Annotated in this window: 14 protein-coding genes; 10 read left to right on the forward strand and 4 right to left on the reverse strand. The window is 38.5% G+C overall.

Going from position 1 to position 16,855, the window contains the following annotated elements; genetic code table 11:
* Positions 1-422: 422 nt before the first annotated feature.
* From DD649_RS15195 to DD649_RS15205, 3 genes are all read right to left on the reverse strand, one after another.
* Positions 423-1,196, reverse strand: coding sequence for an outer membrane protein OmpK (locus DD649_RS15195; protein WP_294108449.1), 774 nt, complete (start codon positions 1,194-1,196; stop codon positions 423-425).
* Positions 1,197-1,455: 259 nt separating this feature from the next.
* Positions 1,456-2,964, reverse strand: coding sequence for a muropeptide MFS transporter AmpG (ampG, locus tag DD649_RS15200; protein ID WP_294108451.1), 1,509 nt, complete (start codon positions 2,962-2,964; stop codon positions 1,456-1,458).
* A gap of 221 nt (positions 2,965-3,185) precedes the next feature.
* Positions 3,186-3,767: a YajG family lipoprotein gene (locus tag DD649_RS15205; RefSeq protein ID WP_294108453.1), complete on the reverse strand. Its 582-nt coding sequence runs from the start codon at positions 3,765-3,767 to the stop codon at positions 3,186-3,188.
* Between the two features lie 313 nt (positions 3,768-4,080).
* Between DD649_RS15205 and bolA the strand changes: the two genes are divergently transcribed.
* From bolA to DD649_RS15250, 9 genes are all read left to right on the forward strand, one after another.
* On the forward strand, positions 4,081-4,419 hold the full coding sequence (bolA, locus tag DD649_RS15210; RefSeq protein WP_294108455.1) for a transcriptional regulator BolA: 339 nt from the start codon (positions 4,081-4,083) through the stop codon (positions 4,417-4,419).
* Between the two features lie 363 nt (positions 4,420-4,782).
* Positions 4,783-6,087 (forward strand): trigger factor, encoded by a 1,305-nt coding sequence (gene tig / locus DD649_RS15215; RefSeq protein WP_294108458.1) that lies wholly within the window; start codon positions 4,783-4,785, stop codon positions 6,085-6,087.
* A gap of 480 nt (positions 6,088-6,567) precedes the next feature.
* On the forward strand, positions 6,568-7,188 hold the full coding sequence (gene clpP, locus DD649_RS15220) for an ATP-dependent Clp endopeptidase proteolytic subunit ClpP (RefSeq protein ID WP_294108460.1): 621 nt from the start codon (positions 6,568-6,570) through the stop codon (positions 7,186-7,188).
* Positions 7,189-7,308: 120 nt separating this feature from the next.
* Complete coding sequence (gene clpX / locus DD649_RS15225) at positions 7,309-8,586, forward strand: ATP-dependent protease ATP-binding subunit ClpX (RefSeq protein WP_294108462.1); 1,278 nt, start codon at positions 7,309-7,311, stop codon at positions 8,584-8,586.
* Between the two features lie 204 nt (positions 8,587-8,790).
* Positions 8,791-11,232 carry an endopeptidase La gene (lon, locus tag DD649_RS15230; protein ID WP_336430916.1) on the forward strand — a complete coding sequence of 814 codons (2,442 nt, stop codon included), beginning with the start codon at positions 8,791-8,793 and terminating at the stop codon, positions 11,230-11,232.
* Between the two features lie 220 nt (positions 11,233-11,452).
* On the forward strand, positions 11,453-11,728 hold the full coding sequence (gene hupB, locus DD649_RS15235; protein WP_294108466.1) for a nucleoid-associated protein HU-beta: 276 nt from the start codon (positions 11,453-11,455) through the stop codon (positions 11,726-11,728).
* 413 nt (positions 11,729-12,141) lie between these two features.
* Positions 12,142-14,013, forward strand: coding sequence for a peptidylprolyl isomerase (ppiD, locus tag DD649_RS15240; RefSeq protein WP_294108468.1), 1,872 nt, complete (start codon positions 12,142-12,144; stop codon positions 14,011-14,013).
* Positions 14,014-14,157: 144 nt separating this feature from the next.
* Entirely contained in the window at positions 14,158-14,520 is a 363-nt protein-coding gene (locus DD649_RS15245; protein ID WP_294108470.1) for a ComEA family DNA-binding protein, read from the forward strand.
* Between the two features lie 304 nt (positions 14,521-14,824).
* Positions 14,825-15,253: a thioesterase family protein gene (locus DD649_RS15250; protein WP_294108472.1), complete on the forward strand. Its 429-nt coding sequence runs from the start codon at positions 14,825-14,827 to the stop codon at positions 15,251-15,253.
* Positions 15,254-15,326: 73 nt separating this feature from the next.
* Here DD649_RS15250 and queC read toward each other — a convergent pair whose 3' ends face one another.
* Positions 15,327-16,025, reverse strand: a complete 699-nt coding sequence (gene queC, locus DD649_RS15255) for a 7-cyano-7-deazaguanine synthase QueC (RefSeq protein ID WP_294108474.1) — start codon at positions 16,023-16,025, stop codon at positions 15,327-15,329.
* Positions 16,026-16,368: 343 nt separating this feature from the next.
* On the opposite strand from queC, the gene DD649_RS15260 reads away from it, so the two are divergent.
* On the forward strand, positions 16,369-16,830 hold the full coding sequence (locus DD649_RS15260; RefSeq protein WP_294108475.1) for an Lrp/AsnC family transcriptional regulator: 462 nt from the start codon (positions 16,369-16,371) through the stop codon (positions 16,828-16,830).
* Positions 16,831-16,855: the final 25 nt, after the last annotated feature.

Genomic DNA, 16,855 nt, shown 5'->3' on the forward strand with positions numbered 1-16,855 from the left:
ACCCCAAATGACAAAGATTCTAATTGTCGTTTCATCAGTACGGGTATTTTACGGTAAGGTTATGCTAGTGTAAATGATTGTAAGGCAAAGAAACTGAATTGTTAGCTCTTTATGTTAATATGATCACATGTAAAGAACTTATATCAAAACAGTTAAAATTGATGCGGATTATAAGTATATATTGATAAAACGACACTAATAGTAAATTATCTTAGTAATTTTACAAGAAAAAATATATACAAAAGAGAAGAAAAAAAATGAAAACTGATATGAATGTTAAATAAAATGGTAGTGGAAAATACGTTTTTTACTACCGATAAGGAGAAAATCAGTACCTTATCGGTAAAATAGTAAAGTAATATTATTACTTTATTGATAAAAAACAGATTTATTATAATTGAATATAATTTTCTTATGGAAAGTTAGAACGTATACTTTAATGTGTAAACGATCGCATCTTGGTAAAAATTATCACCTAATTTATTATCAGCATAACGATATTGCACACCAGCGGCTAAGTTAGGCGTCGCATTCCACCAAAAAGCTAAAGCACCGTTTATTCCATCTCGACCGCCATTACCATAGCGTTTATGACGAGAAAACTCCATTTCATGCCAGTTGGTAATCATGAAATTCTCTTCAAACATCTTAAAGTTATAGCCCGCAACCCAGCCAACAACATAGCCATTGTTCCCTGAGTAATAAGTTTGATCGACATAATGAAGTGCAATAAAGGGTTTAAACCACAGATCGCCAATGACGGTGTTATAGCCTAGCCCATATAGGGTGTTTACCTCGTGAAAGTTGCCACCATATTTTGCGCCCGGCATCGACCAAGTACCATAAACATGTCCATAAAGGTTGAGTCCGCTATCACCTAAATAAACGCGTCCAGTCGTTTTGATGGTATAGCGCTGATTACGTCCAGGCTCTGTCCGACGCTGATGAAGTGGATTTTCAACATCAAAAAAACCATATAATTCTCCCCATTTAAAATTAGCTCCGCCCTCCAATTCAATATAAGCAAAGTCTTTTTTGCGTGTAGTGTGTTCAGATTTGGTTTCTGTGCGATGTGACCAATCCAAATAGTTAACATTGATATCAGCAAAGCCATTTTGATATCCGAGAAACTCTTCAGAGTTCGCATTACCTGCGAGAGACGCTATGGCAGCAGTGCAGAGTAGTTTTTTTATCATGATATATTATTTTCATTTAATTATTAACGAAGTTTATCATTTTATGACGTTTGTTTTTGACATTCAGCCATCGTCAAATTAACAAGATATTAGACTTTTAAATAACAATTAAAAAACATATTGGTTTGAAAAAGTGAGTTTGATCACGATATTTGAGCGTGGAAGATGGTTTGTATTGATGAGGCTGATTTTCATTGATGAATTAAATTACCTAAACTAATAGCATTGGCTTAGGTAATTAATGTTATGAATAGATAATTTACTGTTTGGCGATTTTACGCACAGCTAAGAAGTCTAAGCTACCACCGATGATCAAACTCAGCGCACCGATAGAAACCCCGATATTGAAAATAATATTTTGGTAGTAAGGTAAATTAAGCCAAAATGATATCTGTGTTGTAAATAAATAAATTTTTACGCCGCTAAATGAACAAACAAGCAGGGTTAGTAGCCATATTGCTAGAAAGCTCACAGCCGTAAGTAAGGTATAGACTGCAATTTTATAGCCGCTTGGATATTGTTCGCGACGTTGGAATAGCCCAGTCGTTTGCGTGTAAACTAAGGATGTTCGGCAAGCCAGAAGTAATAATATTCCTGGCACAGCGACACCAATTGAAATTAAATAAAAGAGTGGCCAACCATAGGTGCTTACAAAAATACTGGCAATAGGACCAATATAGACACGTCCAACAGCAGATAAGGCAGAAAGAAGGGCAAATTGAGTCGCTGACAATGATTTATTACATAAGGTCATTAAAAGGGCAACAAACGCTGCGGTTCCCATTCCAGAAAAAATATTTTCAAGAAAAATGATTGAACCCATACTAATGATATTCGGCGGCGTGACTGCCAGAAACCAATAACCAATATTAGAAACGCCTTGTAAGACCCCAAAGACGAATAGCGCTTTAAATAAGCTCATATTCTTCATTAAGTAACCACCAAGAAGCGCTCCAACAATTGTTGCAGCCATCCCAACTGTTTTATTGACGGTACCAACTTCACTTAAACTAAAACCTAACGCATTCAATAAGAAATTGGTATTTAGCGCCATTACAAAGGCATCACCCATCTTATAAAAAACCAGTAGCAATAAGATTAACCATGCATTGTTACGACTAAAAAATTCGGCGAGAGGCTCATAAATAGCATCTTTGAGTGAGGCGGGGGGCGCGATATTTTCGGTGGGCTCTTTGGCGAGTAATGTTGCAATCACACCGATAAGCATCAGTCCTGCCATCAGCAAGTAAAGTTGTTGCCATGTCAGAAACTTGTCAGCTAGCCAAAGGGAAAGACCACCAGAAACGAGCATGCTGATGCGATAGCCCATTACAGATGTTGCGGCTCCAAGACCACGTTCTTCGGCGCTTAATAAGTCAGTTTTATAAGCATCGAATACGATATCTTGTGATGCGGAACAAAATGCCACAATGACGGCTAATGAAGCAAGCCACCATAAATGTTGTGAAGGGTTCATAAAACCCATTGTTGCAATACTAATAATGAGTAAAATTTGAGTGGTTAGTAACCAACCTCGACGTCGACCTAAAAAGGATGGAGTGTAGCGATCCATCATTGGAGACCACAAAAATTTTAAAACATAAGCTTGACCAACGAGAGAGAAAAAACCAATGGTACGGATATCAACATTCTCAACCGTTAACCACGCTTGTAATGTGCCTGCAGTAAGTGCCAATGGTAAGCCAGAAGCGAATCCCAATAGTATTAATATAATGTTGTTAGGTAGTCTGAAGGTGGTGCGTGGCATATTCTTCCTTTTACCGACACCTGTTTTATTCGCGCTACAGGGGTCTTGGCTTCACTCATTTTCTTTCTACTGGCAACATGAAATTAATTAGAGTAATTCTCGTTATATGTCGTGTTTCAGCATATTGGTATAAAAGGCAGTACAACATTGCGCTACCCAAGTCGCATTCTTATTATATGCTTCTTGGGAGAGCTTATGTTAAACAGCGATATTTGTAATTATTAATAGCGAGAATTTTGTCTGATAAAATCAGTTAATTCTTGGTCATTCGCCATATCGGTAATTAAATCGCTAAGAGCACTGTTTATAGCCGCTTGAATTTTTGCATTCGTCGCGCCTAGCAGTTCTTGCGTATTAAAGTTACGGGTAAATGAACGTGTTTTTGTTGAGCCATTAGGGGCAGTCGCATTGACACTTACACTTGAATTGACGGTGATATTGTGGCGTAGGCTTCCTTCAGTAACTTTGGCATCTAACTTATTCAATTGAACAACTAAGTTAATATTTGCAGGTGATGTGACCATAAAACCACGTGCTGCCATCTGTTTTTCTACTGCTTCTTGCATCAAATAGCGTGGGTCACGAGACGGATTAAGTACAACTAAGCTACCATCGCGGTTAACTTCAGCTAATGATTTTTGAGTACGATTATCAACGCTACTCACACTGATTGATGTTGCATTCAGTGTTGGATTTTTAGCAGGTAAGGTAATCTTGGGTTCAAGCGATAATGTATTATTACTTGCAGTACAACCGGCAAGCAAAAACAAGGCAAAAAGAGGAAAACACAGTTTTCTTAACATAATTTTTTCCAGTTAATCTTTCCTAATTGAAAATGTTCCGCTATGGTGCGGATAGCGGCAATTATAGCAATGCAATTAGAGCAACAGCAATATGGTTTATTTTACTTGAACTGTTAGACAGCAGTTTTTGAAAAAAGTCGTATAAGCTTCGTATAAATGCGAAGCGGTCATAATATAAAGTTGCAATTATCAGATTTTTCTACAATAAAATTGCAAGATTTGGTGTTGCTCATAGTGTGATTCGCAATATAGCTTGCGGTGTAGTTTACTGGATTTATCAATACTAGATAAGCCTCTAAGTAAGGAGTTTTTTATGGTCGCCAATGTATCGCAGGATATGCAATCGCGTGTGAGTCAAAAGTTACACACGGCTTTTGAACCTGCTCATTTGGAAGTGATAAACGAAAGCTATCAACATAATGTATTGCCAGGTTCAGAAAGTCATTTTAAAGTCATTTTAGTCAGTGAAAAGTTCGAAAATAAACGAATGCTTAGTCGTCATCGAGAAATTTATGCTATTTTAGCAGACGAATTAGCGGGCAGTATCCATGCTTTGGCGTTACATACGTATACGCCACAAGAGTGGAATGGGTTAACTAACACCGCATTGAAATCACCTGCATGTCGTGGTGCGGGTAAAGCTAACGGCTAATTCGAGAGTTTATTTTTGAAAACTGATTTTATATGAATACTGAAATTCATCATTTTTAATATAACTTAGTATCAAATTGATGAATGATTTTTCTTCAATTTTGTTGAAGAAATGGAATTTTAGTCAGAAAAGTCACAAAATTAGAGGATTAATCGCTTCTTTTATCGGCTTTTCTCGACTCAGAGCGCATGCATCGGTATAATGTTGCGTCTAATTTTCAGTAAGGTTTCGGGACGCTTCTGATATCAGGGATGAGTGTTGTGAAAACAATGCCCCCGGTTCTGGAAGGGAGAAAGCCACTAATGATTTAATGGCATAACTCTGAAGTAGACCGATCACTAAGATTTTTTTTGAGGTAAGAAGATGCAAGTTTCTGTTGAAACGACTCAAGGCCTTGGGCGTCGTGTAACAATCACCGTTCCTGCCGCTGATATTGAAAAAGCAGTAAATAGCGAGCTAGTTAGCGTTGCTAAGAAAGTACGTGTTGATGGTTTCCGTAAAGGAAAAGTACCAATGACTATCGTTAAACAGCGTTATGGTTCGTCTGTTATGCAAGACGTTCTAGGCGATGTTATGCAACGTAACTTTATCAATGCAATCATTGAACAAAAAATCAATCCAGCGGGTGCTCCTAGCTATAAGCCAGAACAACTCGATGAAGGTAAAGATTTCGTTTATTCGGTTGAATTTGAAGTTTATCCAGAAATCGAACTGAAAGGTTTAGAAACTATTGAAGTTGAAAAGCCAGCTGTCTCAGTAAAAGATGAAGATCTGGAAAACATGCTGGAAACTCTGCGTAAACAACAAGCAGAATGGAAAGAAGTTGAACAAGCGGCAGCTGCTGATTCTCGTGTTACTGTTAATTTTAACGGTTCTATCGATGGTGAAGAGTTCGAAGGCGGTAAAGCTGAAGATTTCGCACTCGTTATGGGCGAAGGCCGTATGATCCCTGGATTTGAAGAGGGTATTGTTGGTCATAAAGCCGGTGAAGAATTCGACATCGAAGTTAACTTCCCAGAAGATTACCACGCTGAAAACCTAAAAGGTAAAGCGGCTAAATTTGCTATCGTTCTTAAGAAAGTTGAACAACGCGAATTACCAGAATTCACTGAAGAATTTATCAAGCGTTTTGGTATTGCAGATGGCTCTTTAGATGGTCTGCGTACAGAAGTGCGTAAAAACATGGAACGTGAACTGAAAAATGCAGTTCGTAACCGTGTTAAAGCACAAGTACTTGATGGCTTGATCGCTGCGAACAATGTTGATGTTCCAGCAGCAGTTGTTGATGGTGAAATCGATGTTCTGCGTCGTCAAGCGGCTCAGCGTTTTGGTGGCAACGAACAACAAGCGATGGAATTACCACGTGAATTGTTCGAAGAACAAGCAAAACGTCGTGTTGTTATCGGTTTGCTGTTAGGCGAAGTGATCAACAAGAACGAGCTGAAAGCTGATGAAGATCGTGTGAAAACATTGATCGAAGAAATGGCATCTGCTTACGAAGATCCATCAGAAGTTATCGAATACTACAGCAAAAATGAAGAGCTGATGAACAGTGTTCGTAACTTAGCTTTAGAAGAGCAAGCAGTTGAAACTATCCTTGCTGCCGCTAAAGTAACTGAAAAAGAAACTAACTTCACTGAACTGATGAATCAAGTTCAAGCTGGTTAATTTTTCTTTTTAGTTGTACAAAATAATAAACCCGTAGTGTTTCGCTGCGGGTTTTTTGTCAATTAAAGCTTTTTAAATTCAGACTTTTTGTGAATTACGATAAAGTCACTTGAAAATCATATTTAAACCCTAATTATAGAGTCAACACATTAGATAAAACGTGACGAGGTAATTTGTCATTTTTCAATATCAAGTAGGGATTTTCCTCGGTATAAATCCGTGTAACCCTACAGAGTTGTGTTAAACTATTTTAATGAGCGTCTTGTTTTCGACAGCAGACTTAGCTGAATTTCTACTAATTTAATTCGTTACCTTGTGCCAATCTGGTTGAAAGTACGAAATAAATGGGTGACTCAAGTAGGTAGACTCAAGAAATTTTTAAAGACAAATTGTTTGTTTGTAGCATGGTTTCTAACCCAAAATGGCGGACAGACAGCAAATTAGGCGCAAGCACCAGAAAGTTTTTAATAGGAGATTTTGATGTCACATTTTGGCGGTCAAGAGCAGCTAGCATCCCAAATGGCACTTGTGCCAATGGTTATTGAGCAAACCTCTCGAGGTGAGCGCTCATACGATATTTATTCACGTTTATTAAAAGAACGTATTATCTTCCTGACAGGTCAAGTGGAAGATCATATGGCGAATTTAATTGTCGCTCAGATGCTATTTCTTGAAGCAGAAAATCCAGAAAAAGATATTCAGCTCTATATAAACTCCCCTGGTGGTGTGATCACAGCAGGTATGTCAATTTATGACACGATGCAGTTTATTAAACCAGACGTTAGTACTATTTGTATGGGACAAGCATGTTCCATGGGGGCATTTTTGCTAACTGCAGGAACTGAAGGTAAGCGTTTTTGTTTACCAAATTCTCGCGTGATGATCCACCAACCGTTAGGTGGCTACCAAGGGCAAGCAACCGATATTGAAATTCATGCTCAAGAAATTTTAAAAGTGAAATCACGAATGAATGAATTGATGGCTCGTCATACAGGTAAATCCATCGAAGAGATTAATCGTGATACTGAGCGTGATCGCTTCTTATCTGCTAGTGAAGCGAAAGAGTATGGTTTAGTCGACCATATCTATACTAGCCGTTAATATGCTTACTTTTTGGTATAAAATATAAGTTTATATCATAAAATTTTTTAGAAATTAGTTGTCTTGTTTTACGGTTAATTAACTGAAACTAGGCGATATGAATAAAAGTGAGGTCAACTGATGACAGATAAACGCAAAGAGGGGGCAGGTAAGCTATTGTACTGTTCTTTCTGCGGAAAAAGTCAGCATGAAGTCCGTAAGCTGATTGCCGGTCCGTCAGTTTATATTTGTGACGAATGCGTAGATTTATGTCTCGATATCATCCGCGAAGAGATCAAAGAACTTGCTCCACAGCGTGAGCGTAGTGAATTGCCAACGCCCCATGAAATTAGACAACATCTTGATGATTACGTAATTGGTCAAGAGAAAGCGAAAAAAGTTTTAGCGGTAGCTGTTTATAATCATTACAAACGTCTACGTAATGGTGATAAAACGAGCGATGGTGTTGAATTAGGCAAGAGTAATATTTTGCTTATCGGCCCAACAGGTAGTGGTAAAACCCTGCTGGCAGAAACACTCGCACGCTATTTGGATGTTCCATTTACAATGGCAGACGCAACGACATTAACCGAAGCCGGTTATGTGGGTGAAGACGTTGAAAATATCATTCAAAAACTGCTACAAAAATGTGATTATGATGTAGAGAAAGCTCAGCGCGGGATTGTTTATATCGATGAAATCGATAAAATTTCACGCAAATCAGATAATCCATCGATTACACGTGATGTATCCGGTGAAGGTGTGCAGCAAGCGTTGCTTAAACTTATCGAAGGCACGGTTGCAGCGGTTCCGCCACAAGGTGGTCGTAAGCATCCTCAACAAGAGTTTTTACAGGTTGATACCTCTAAAATTTTGTTCATTTGTGGTGGTGCTTTTGCGGGTCTCGATAAAGTAATTAGCCAACGTTTAAATATACGTTCAAGTATTGGTTTTGCCGCAGAAGTGAAAGGCGAATCTGATAAAGCGACGGAAGGTGAATTATTAACGCAAGCTGAACCTGAAGATTTGATCAAGTTTGGTCTAATTCCTGAGTTTATAGGTCGTTTGCCAGTTGTGGCAACCTTAACTGAGCTGAGCGAAGAAGCACTGATTCAAATTCTGAAAGAGCCTAAAAATGCATTAACTAAGCAGTATCAAGCTCTGTTTAATCTTGAAGGAACTGAACTTGAGTTCCGTGAAGAAGCACTCAAAGCAATTGCCAAAAAGGCAATGGTGCGTAAAACAGGTGCTCGTGGTCTACGTTCAATCGTAGAAGGCGCGCTGCTAAATACCATGTATGACCTTCCTTCAATGAGTGATGTTGAAAAAGTTGTTGTGGATGAGAATGTGATTAATGAGCAGTCAGAGCCATTGCTTATTTATAGCAAACCGGATGCACAGGCTTCTGGCGATAATTAATCCCCAATGTGTTCAATAAATAATCAGACAAAATGAGGGCTTTCCCTCATTTTGTTTTTTATATTCAACTAGCCATTGAATGCTAAAATCTTGTCCCCATATAGTTTATATTCTGAGGTGTGGTTTCTTTGTTTTGATAGTGTTATATCAAAATAATAGGCTGAAACCCTTAAACTAGCATCAGCTAAACGAAGAGAGAGCTTTATGAATCCAGAGCGTTCCGAACGCATTGAAATACCAGTATTGCCTCTGCGTGATGTAGTGGTATACCCACACATGGTGATCCCACTGTTTGTTGGACGTGAAAAATCCATTCATAGTCTGGAAGCAGCGATGGATCATGACAAACAAGTCATGCTGGTTGCGCAAAAAGAAGCCTCAACGGATGAACCTGGGGTAAACGACCTATTTGCAGTTGGTACTGTCGCTTCTGTTATTCAGATGCTGAAATTACCTGACGGTACCGTTAAAGTTCTCGTTGAAGGTTTACGACGTGCTCGTATCACAAGTCTGACGGACAATGGCGAATACTTCTTAGCGCAAGCTGAATATCTTGCTCAGGAAATTACAGAGCATACTGAAGCTGTTTATGATGAAACAGCAGCTTCAAATGAGTCTAAAACAGCAAGTCTTGTTGATGAAAAAGAGCAAGAAGTTTTATATCGTACTATTGTCAGCCAGTTTGAAAGTTACATTAAACTGAATAAAAAAATTCCACCGGAAGTACTGACTTCTTTGCATTCTATTGAACAAGATCAGTTAGATAAGCTGGCTGATACCATTGCGTCCCATATGCCATTAAAATTGGCAGATAAGCAGCGTGTTCTAGAAATGGCAAATATTGCAGAGCGTGTTGAGTTTTTGATGGCCATGATGGAATCAGAAACCGAGCTGCTGCAAGTGGAAAAACGCATTCGTAATCGTGTCAAAAAACAGATGGAAAAAAGCCAGCGCGAGTACTATTTGAATGAGCAAATGAAAGCGATTCAAAAAGAACTTGGCGAAATGGATGATGCACCTGATGAACACGAATCGCTGAAACGTAAAATCGAAGAAGCGAAAATGCCAAAAGAGGCTCAAGAAAAAGCGGAAGCAGAACTGCAAAAGCTGAAAATGATGTCTCCAATGTCGGCAGAAGCGACGGTTGTTCGTAGCTATATTGATTGGATGATCCAAGTTCCATGGCATGCGCGCAGTAAAGTTAAAAAAGATTTAGTGAAAGCGCAAGAAGTCCTAGATACCGATCATTATGGTTTAGAACGCGTCAAAGATCGTATTTTAGAATATTTGGCAGTGCAGAGCCGCGTCAGTAAAATCAAAGGTCCAATTTTGTGTTTGGTTGGGCCTCCGGGAGTGGGTAAAACTTCTCTTGGGCAGTCAATTGCGAAAGCAACTGGCCGCCAGTATACCCGTATGGCACTTGGTGGCGTACGTGATGAAGCTGAAATTCGTGGTCACCGCCGTACTTATATCGGTTCAATGCCAGGTAAGCTCATTCAGAAAATGGCAAAAGTGGGGGTTAAAAACCCACTCTTCTTGTTGGATGAAATAGATAAGATGTCTTCGGACATGCGTGGAGATCCTGCATCTGCATTACTAGAGGTGTTAGATCCAGAGCAAAATGTGGCATTTAACGATCATTACTTAGAGGTTGATTACGATCTCTCTGATGTAATGTTCGTAGCAACATCTAACTCGATGAATATTCCTGCGCCATTGTTGGATCGTATGGAAGTCATTCGATTGTCTGGTTATACCGAAGACGAAAAACTGAACATTGCTAAAGGTCATTTGTTATCGAAGCAAATTGAACGCAATGCTTTGAAAAAAGGTGAGCTGACTATTGATGATAGTGCCTTAATGAGCATTATTCGTTACTACACGCGTGAAGCTGGTGTTCGTAGTTTAGAGCGTGAAATTTCGAAATTATGTCGTAAAGCAGTTAAAGCATTGTTGATGGATAAAAAGCTTAAACACATTGAAATTAATGCGGAAAACCTAAAAGACTATCTGGGCGTACGTCGCTTTGATTATGGTCAGGCAGATACCGAAAATCGTGTTGGGCAAGTAACAGGATTAGCATGGACCGAAGTTGGTGGTGATTTACTGACTATTGAAACGGCCTGTGTACCAGGTAAAGGTAAATTAACTTATACCGGTTCTCTTGGTGAGGTAATGCAAGAGTCTATTCAAACTGCATTAACCGTTGTTCGTGCTCGTGCTGAAAAACTCGGTATTAATAACGATTTTTATGAAAAACGCGATATCCATGTGCATGTGCCTGAAGGGGCAACGCCAAAAGATGGCCCAAGTGCAGGTATTGCGATGTCTACAGCGTTAGTTTCTTGCCTAACAGGTAACCCTGTAAGAGCTGATGTTGCAATGACAGGTGAAATTACCTTAAGAGGGTTAGTTTTACCGATTGGTGGATTAAAAGAAAAATTATTAGCAGCACACCGCGGAGGGATAAAAACAGTATTAATCCCTGATGAAAACAAACGCGATTTGGAAGAAATTCCACAAAATGTGATTGCAGATCTTGAAATTCATCCAGTAAAAACGATTGAAGAAGTACTCGCTATTGCGTTAGTAAACCCAGTTTTTGGTGCTGAGGTTGTAAAAACTAAAGCGAAAAGAGTGAGCTGAATCAAGAAGTTTGTATAAAACTAAGGCTGACACCTAATTTAGGACTTGTCAGCCTTTTTTTTCATCGTTAACTTAACGATGATTCTGATAATTGTTTGTATGTAATCTGTTCTCTTGCCATTGGTATTCAGGATTGATATAACGACTGCATCATTAGTTGGCTATACTAATATTGCTAACTAAGAGATAGATAGTCATAACTAATATGGGGATGATAAGAGTGAATAAGTCTCAACTGATTGATCAAATTGCTTCTGATTCAAATATTTCTAAAGCTGCAGCTGGCCGTGTTGTTGATGCGTTCGTTGCTTCTGTAACAGGTTCTCTGAGCAAAGGAGACGATGTTGCTCTAGTTGGCTTTGGTACATTTTCTGTTCGTGAGCGTGCAGCTCGCACAGGACGTAACCCGCAAACTGGTAAAGAAATCCAAATTGCTGCGGCTAAAGTACCTGCCTTCCGTCCAGGCAAGGGTCTTAAAGACGCTGTTAATAGCTAATTGATTTTTAGTTTCGTCTTTATTGGGTTTTTGCGAAAACTCAAACTGACGGAATGTTTTTAATCAGCTAATATATAAGCGCACCATGGAAATGGTGCGCTTTTTTTTCTATCTGCGTTAAGATTAGCGTATTATAGGGGCTGTTGATCCTTCTAAGCTTATTTTTTCAGCAATTTTAGATTGAAAATAGTGTAATTTTATCTTTCACGAGTATTGTGATGAATAAAAGCTGCCTGAGGGTTCGATTAAAAGACGTTCGACTCATTTTATGTTGTGTTGAGCGCTTTTTACCTAGGTGACTAGGCGGCAAGCCTCTCACCTCGATTAAAATGCTTTTATTTCGAAAAAATTCACCTTGAAAGATCGACGACCCCTAAGAAATTGAATTCAACAAAGCGGAGTTAAGCCTTTTTATGATGGAAAATTTACGCACGAAGGCGAATAGTCCTTTTCTCAAAATAGTACTAGCGCTGATTATCCTGTCATTCGTTCTGGGTGGCGTGATGATGGGGGGAGGCTTAGGCGGTGGTGGAAATAATGCCGCAGAGGTTAATGGACAACCCATCAGCAGAGAACAATTGCAACAGGCCTTCCAGCAGGAACGTCAGTCTTTACAGGAATATCTGGGAGATAAATTCTCCGAGGTTGCTAGCAATGAAGAAAGCATGAATATGCTGCGCCGCCAAGCACTGGATAGCCTGATTAATAATCAATTGATTAATCAATATGCTAATGAGCTAGGACTCTCTGCGAGCGACAAGCAGATAGAGCAAGCCATCTTTGCCATGCCTATTTTTCAAACCAATGGGCAATTTGATAGTGAAAAATATCGTGATGTATTAAACCGATATAATATCAATGCGGATAATTTTGCTGCACAAATGCGCCAAGATCTCGTTCGTGCACAACTTTCCAAGTCATTTACAGGTACTGATTTTGCGTTACCATCAGAAGTAAAGACTTATGCTGAGCTGTTCATGCAAGAGCGTGAAATTCGTACTGCAACATTATCTTTAGCACAAATTCAAGCTAAGCAAGTTATTTCAGAAGATGAACTGAAGGCTTATTATGATGCTAATCAAAATAGCTTTATTGCGCCTGAGCAAGTACAAGTCAGCTATGTAGAAATGGATGCCGCGGCAATGCCGAAGGCAACGATTACTGACGAAGAAATTAAAGCTTTTTATGAGCAAAACCTGAAAAACTATACTCAGGCAGAGCAAAAGCATTACAGCATGATCCAAGTTGCATCAGAGAAAGAAGCAAATGATATCGTCAATGAACTTAAAAATGGCGCTGACTTTATTGCAATAGCAACTGAAAAATCAACAGATAAATATAGTGCTGCAAATAAAGGTGCAATTGGTTGGATGGAAGCTTCGTCGACGCCAAGTGAACTTATTAGTGCTAATTTAACGGAAAAAGGGCAAGTTTCAGCGCCGATTAAATCACAAGATAGTTATGTGATTTTCCGCTTAGATGATATTAAACCTGAAGTTGTTAAGCCTCTTGATGAAGTTAAAGAAAGTCTTGAAGTTACTTTGCTTCAAGATAAAAGCATCAAACAGTTCTATGATTTACAGCAAAAAGTCAGTGAAGCTGCAACGAATGATAATGAATCATTAATATCTGTTGAAAATGTATCAGGTTTGAAAATTGCTACAACTGATTGGTTTGACCGTAATAATCCACCAGCAGCATTAAATTTCCCGAAAGTAGTTAATGAAATATTCAGTGAGCGTCTTGTTGATAAAAATGGTTCGACAGGCATTAACTCTGATGTAATTAACGTCGAAGGTGACCGTGCATTTGTTGTACGTGTTACTCACTTTAAAGCGGAAATGACAGAGCCATTTGAAAAAGTGAAATCAGATATTGAAGCGCTGGTTAAACGTCAAAAAGCAGATGCCCAGCTGAAAGCTGAAGGTGATAAATTGGTTGCAGAGCTAAAAGCTGGCAAAGGTGAAGAGGCGCTTAACGCGGCAGGTATTAAATTTGCTGATGTTCAGAAGGTTTCTCGTCTAATGCCGCAAACAGCAATAACTAATGCGACCATGGAAATGCCTCAACCGCTTGAAGGTAAGCCAACCTATACAACAGCGCGTGATGAACAAGATAACCTTGTTATTATTCAATTAGATAAAGTTACTTTAGGGCAACCGACTAAAGAAGAGCTAAGTCAACTGACTCGTGAATATCAAGGTGCAATGAGTGCGGCTGTTAATGAAGCACTGATCCTGAATTTACGTTCAAATGCAAAAATTGAAATACAAAATCTTGAATAATTGCGAGCAGTTTCGCAACTAAGATTGTAATCTCTATAATTAAAGGCCACCTTTGGGTGGCCTTTCCCATTCTAAAACTTCCTCAAATGCTTTTTGACTACACTTTTGACATTGTAGCGTCTCTACACATACAGGAGAGTAGCTATGCCATGGATAAAGCAAATTAAAAAAGGGTTGGGTGTGACATTGGTTATTACAATGCTATGTCCTTTTTCTTCATTTGTTTCAGCTAAAAAGATTGAGACGGAGAAGGCGACTGCATTGGTTTCACCGAAAGGAGAGAATAAGTCAGGAGTAAGCATAGACCTATCTGATAAGGTGAATATTAATCAGGCCAGTGTTGATGAGCTCGCACAAAAACTTAATGGTATTGGGGTCCAAAAAGCGAAAGCGATCGTCGAGTACAGAGAAAAATACGGTGCTTTTAATTCTATCGAGAACATTTTAGAGGTACAGGGCATCGGTCCTGCATTTTTGGAAAAAAATAAGGATAAGCTCGTGCTCTAGCTTGTTGTATTCGTCATTTTGTAAGTTGTAGGTTTTTGACCTATGAACCTGACGATATTCGCTGATCATTTGCATGCGTCTTGAATTATTGAGAAGGATAAACACCCATATAAAATTATGGGTGCTTACTTATTTAAATAATGAAAAGTTGAAATGCTGATAGATTTTTAGATTATTTGTTGTACTGAAAATGAATGGACATACATTAATTTGCGAGCTATGTCTTAGAAATGATATTTATTCAGCACATTGGCCTAACATTTGTTATTTTTATGTTATCAAAAACAAACTGGTCGGAGTAGTGATGGCGACGAAAATTAAAATACATGGTTTCCATATTGATGTATTCCAACATGTTAACAATGCGCGTTATCTGGAATTTTATGAAGCAGATAGATGGGATTGGATGAATGAACTCGATTTTATTGATTGGGCAATTAAGAATAAATTTACGATGGCCGCAGTTAATATAAATGTTAATTATTTCCAAGGTGCTGTTCTTGGCGATGAACTTACTGTTGTCACCCGCATGGAAAAATTCGGTGTGAAAAGTGCGCAGTGTTATCAACAAATAATCAGAATTAAAAATGGGCAATCTGAGGTGGTTTCTGATGCCTATGTCACTTTTGTTTTTATTGATACTGTATTAAATAAATCCGTAACCATTGAAAATGAACTCAAGGAACGGCTCGAATCATTTATTTCTCACTCAGATGGTTTCATTGACGTATAGATTTAAGAGACCAGAGAACAATAAGCTCTCTGGTCGCAATTTTGCCTTTTTATTATGGGTAGGTAATAAAAAACTAATTTTGCGATAGGTGTTGCTTTAGAGCATGTATTACCGTTTCTTTATTGGCGAGATAATAACTTAAGCCTTTGCTTCGTAAATGGCATGCAGCACATTCACCACAGCCATCACCTTGAATACCGTTATAACAAGTGAGAGTTTGTTCTCTTATTGTTTGAAGATGTCCGTAAGAGTCTGCAAGAGCCCATGTTTGGGCTTTATCTAGCCACATGAGTGGCGTTTCAAAACGAATATTCTTCGCGAGCCCAAGGTCAACGGCATGATTGAGTGATTTTACAAATTCATCTCGGCAATCTGGGTAGCCTGAAAAATCAGTTTCACAGACGCCGGTAATAACAGCTTCAGCTTGTACTTGGTAAGCGTAAATTGCAGCCAGTGTTAGAAACAGAATATTTCGACCTGGCACAAAAGTACTTGGCAGCCCGCTGTCTTCACTTTCTTGATAATCGGGCACTGGGATGTTATCTCTTGTTAAGCTACTAATTGCGAGCTCATTAAGTAGCTTAACATCTAATACTTTGTGGGCCGTAACGCCAAGTTGTTGACTTAATTGTTGAGCAACTTCAATTTCAACACGATGGCGTTGACCGTAATCAAAGGTGACACAGTGAACCTCATCATAATTTTCTAATGCTTGGATGAGGCACGTTGTTGAGTCTTGACCGCCGCTAAAGACGACAACTGCACGTTTCATAAATATCTCCTTTGTCATAAAAATTGTTTTATCTAAAATATAAGAGGCGCATGAACATTTACAGGTACATGATTATATATAGTAAGACCCACTCTATTTATAGTCGATGAGCTGTGAGCTAAGATTCAAGGCTGATTTATAGGCTTAGTAAATGGTTATGTTAGCGATGCCACTGCTTATTTAATCGTTATTTTAGATTATCATTCATTCGTTGTTGCATTATTTATACCTTAATATGCCTATTTATATAAAATAATTCTATTATACTAGTTATTAGTGACATTTTTTTGTTTTTAAATTATTTAGCCATTAATTAAGCATTATTGAGATCTGGAGAGATAACATGTTAGATAAGATAGATAAAAAATTGCTCAGTTTGCTACAAAATGATAGCAGCTTATCTCTTAATGTTCTCTCCGAAGCGGTTAACTTAACATCAACACCTTGTTGGAAAAGGTTAAAGCGCTTAGAAGACGATGGCTATATTCGTGGTCGAGTGACATTACTTGATGGTGAAAAGCTCGGTTTAGGGTTAACTGTGATAGTGATGATTAAAACTCAACATCATAACAGTGAATGGTATGAGCAATTTGTTTCATTTGTTAGCCTGCTTCCTGAGGTTCTTATGTTTTATCGTATGGCCGGAGAGTATGATTACCTTATGCAAGTTGAAGTTCATGATATGAAGTCTTATGATTTGTTTTATAAGAAATTGGTCAATGGTGTTCATGGGCTAATTGATGTAACCTCAAGTTTTGCAATGGAAAAAATTAAATACACAACAGTATTACCTATTCCTGATTAGCTATTAGATTAGAACTTTTTGAATA

Source organism: Providencia sp. (genome assembly GCF_003533305.1).
GTDB lineage: Bacteria > Pseudomonadota > Gammaproteobacteria > Enterobacterales > Enterobacteriaceae > Providencia.

What these genes read in the sequence shown, in the direction of transcription:
- DD649_RS15195 (WP_294108449.1), bottom strand. Translation starts at nt 1,196, where the DNA reads ATGATAAAAAAACTACTCTGCACTGCTGCCATAGCGTCTCTCGCAGGT.
- ampG (WP_294108451.1), bottom strand. Translation starts at nt 2,964, where the DNA reads ATGCCACGCACCACCTTCAGACTACCTAACAACATTATATTAATACTA.
- DD649_RS15205 (WP_294108453.1), bottom strand. Translation starts at nt 3,767, where the DNA reads ATGTTAAGAAAACTGTGTTTTCCTCTTTTTGCCTTGTTTTTGCTTGCC.
- bolA (WP_294108455.1), top strand. Translation starts at nt 4,081, where the DNA reads ATGGTCGCCAATGTATCGCAGGATATGCAATCGCGTGTGAGTCAAAAG.
- tig (WP_294108458.1), top strand. Translation starts at nt 4,783, where the DNA reads ATGCAAGTTTCTGTTGAAACGACTCAAGGCCTTGGGCGTCGTGTAACA.
- clpP (WP_294108460.1), top strand. Translation starts at nt 6,568, where the DNA reads ATGTCACATTTTGGCGGTCAAGAGCAGCTAGCATCCCAAATGGCACTT.
- clpX (WP_294108462.1), top strand. Translation starts at nt 7,309, where the DNA reads ATGACAGATAAACGCAAAGAGGGGGCAGGTAAGCTATTGTACTGTTCT.
- lon (WP_336430916.1), top strand. Translation starts at nt 8,791, where the DNA reads ATGAATCCAGAGCGTTCCGAACGCATTGAAATACCAGTATTGCCTCTG.
- ppiD (WP_294108468.1), top strand. Translation starts at nt 12,142, where the DNA reads ATGATGGAAAATTTACGCACGAAGGCGAATAGTCCTTTTCTCAAAATA.
- DD649_RS15245 (WP_294108470.1), top strand. Translation starts at nt 14,158, where the DNA reads ATGCCATGGATAAAGCAAATTAAAAAAGGGTTGGGTGTGACATTGGTT.
- DD649_RS15250 (WP_294108472.1), top strand. Translation starts at nt 14,825, where the DNA reads ATGGCGACGAAAATTAAAATACATGGTTTCCATATTGATGTATTCCAA.
- queC (WP_294108474.1), bottom strand. Translation starts at nt 16,025, where the DNA reads ATGAAACGTGCAGTTGTCGTCTTTAGCGGCGGTCAAGACTCAACAACG.
- DD649_RS15260 (WP_294108475.1), top strand. Translation starts at nt 16,369, where the DNA reads ATGTTAGATAAGATAGATAAAAAATTGCTCAGTTTGCTACAAAATGAT.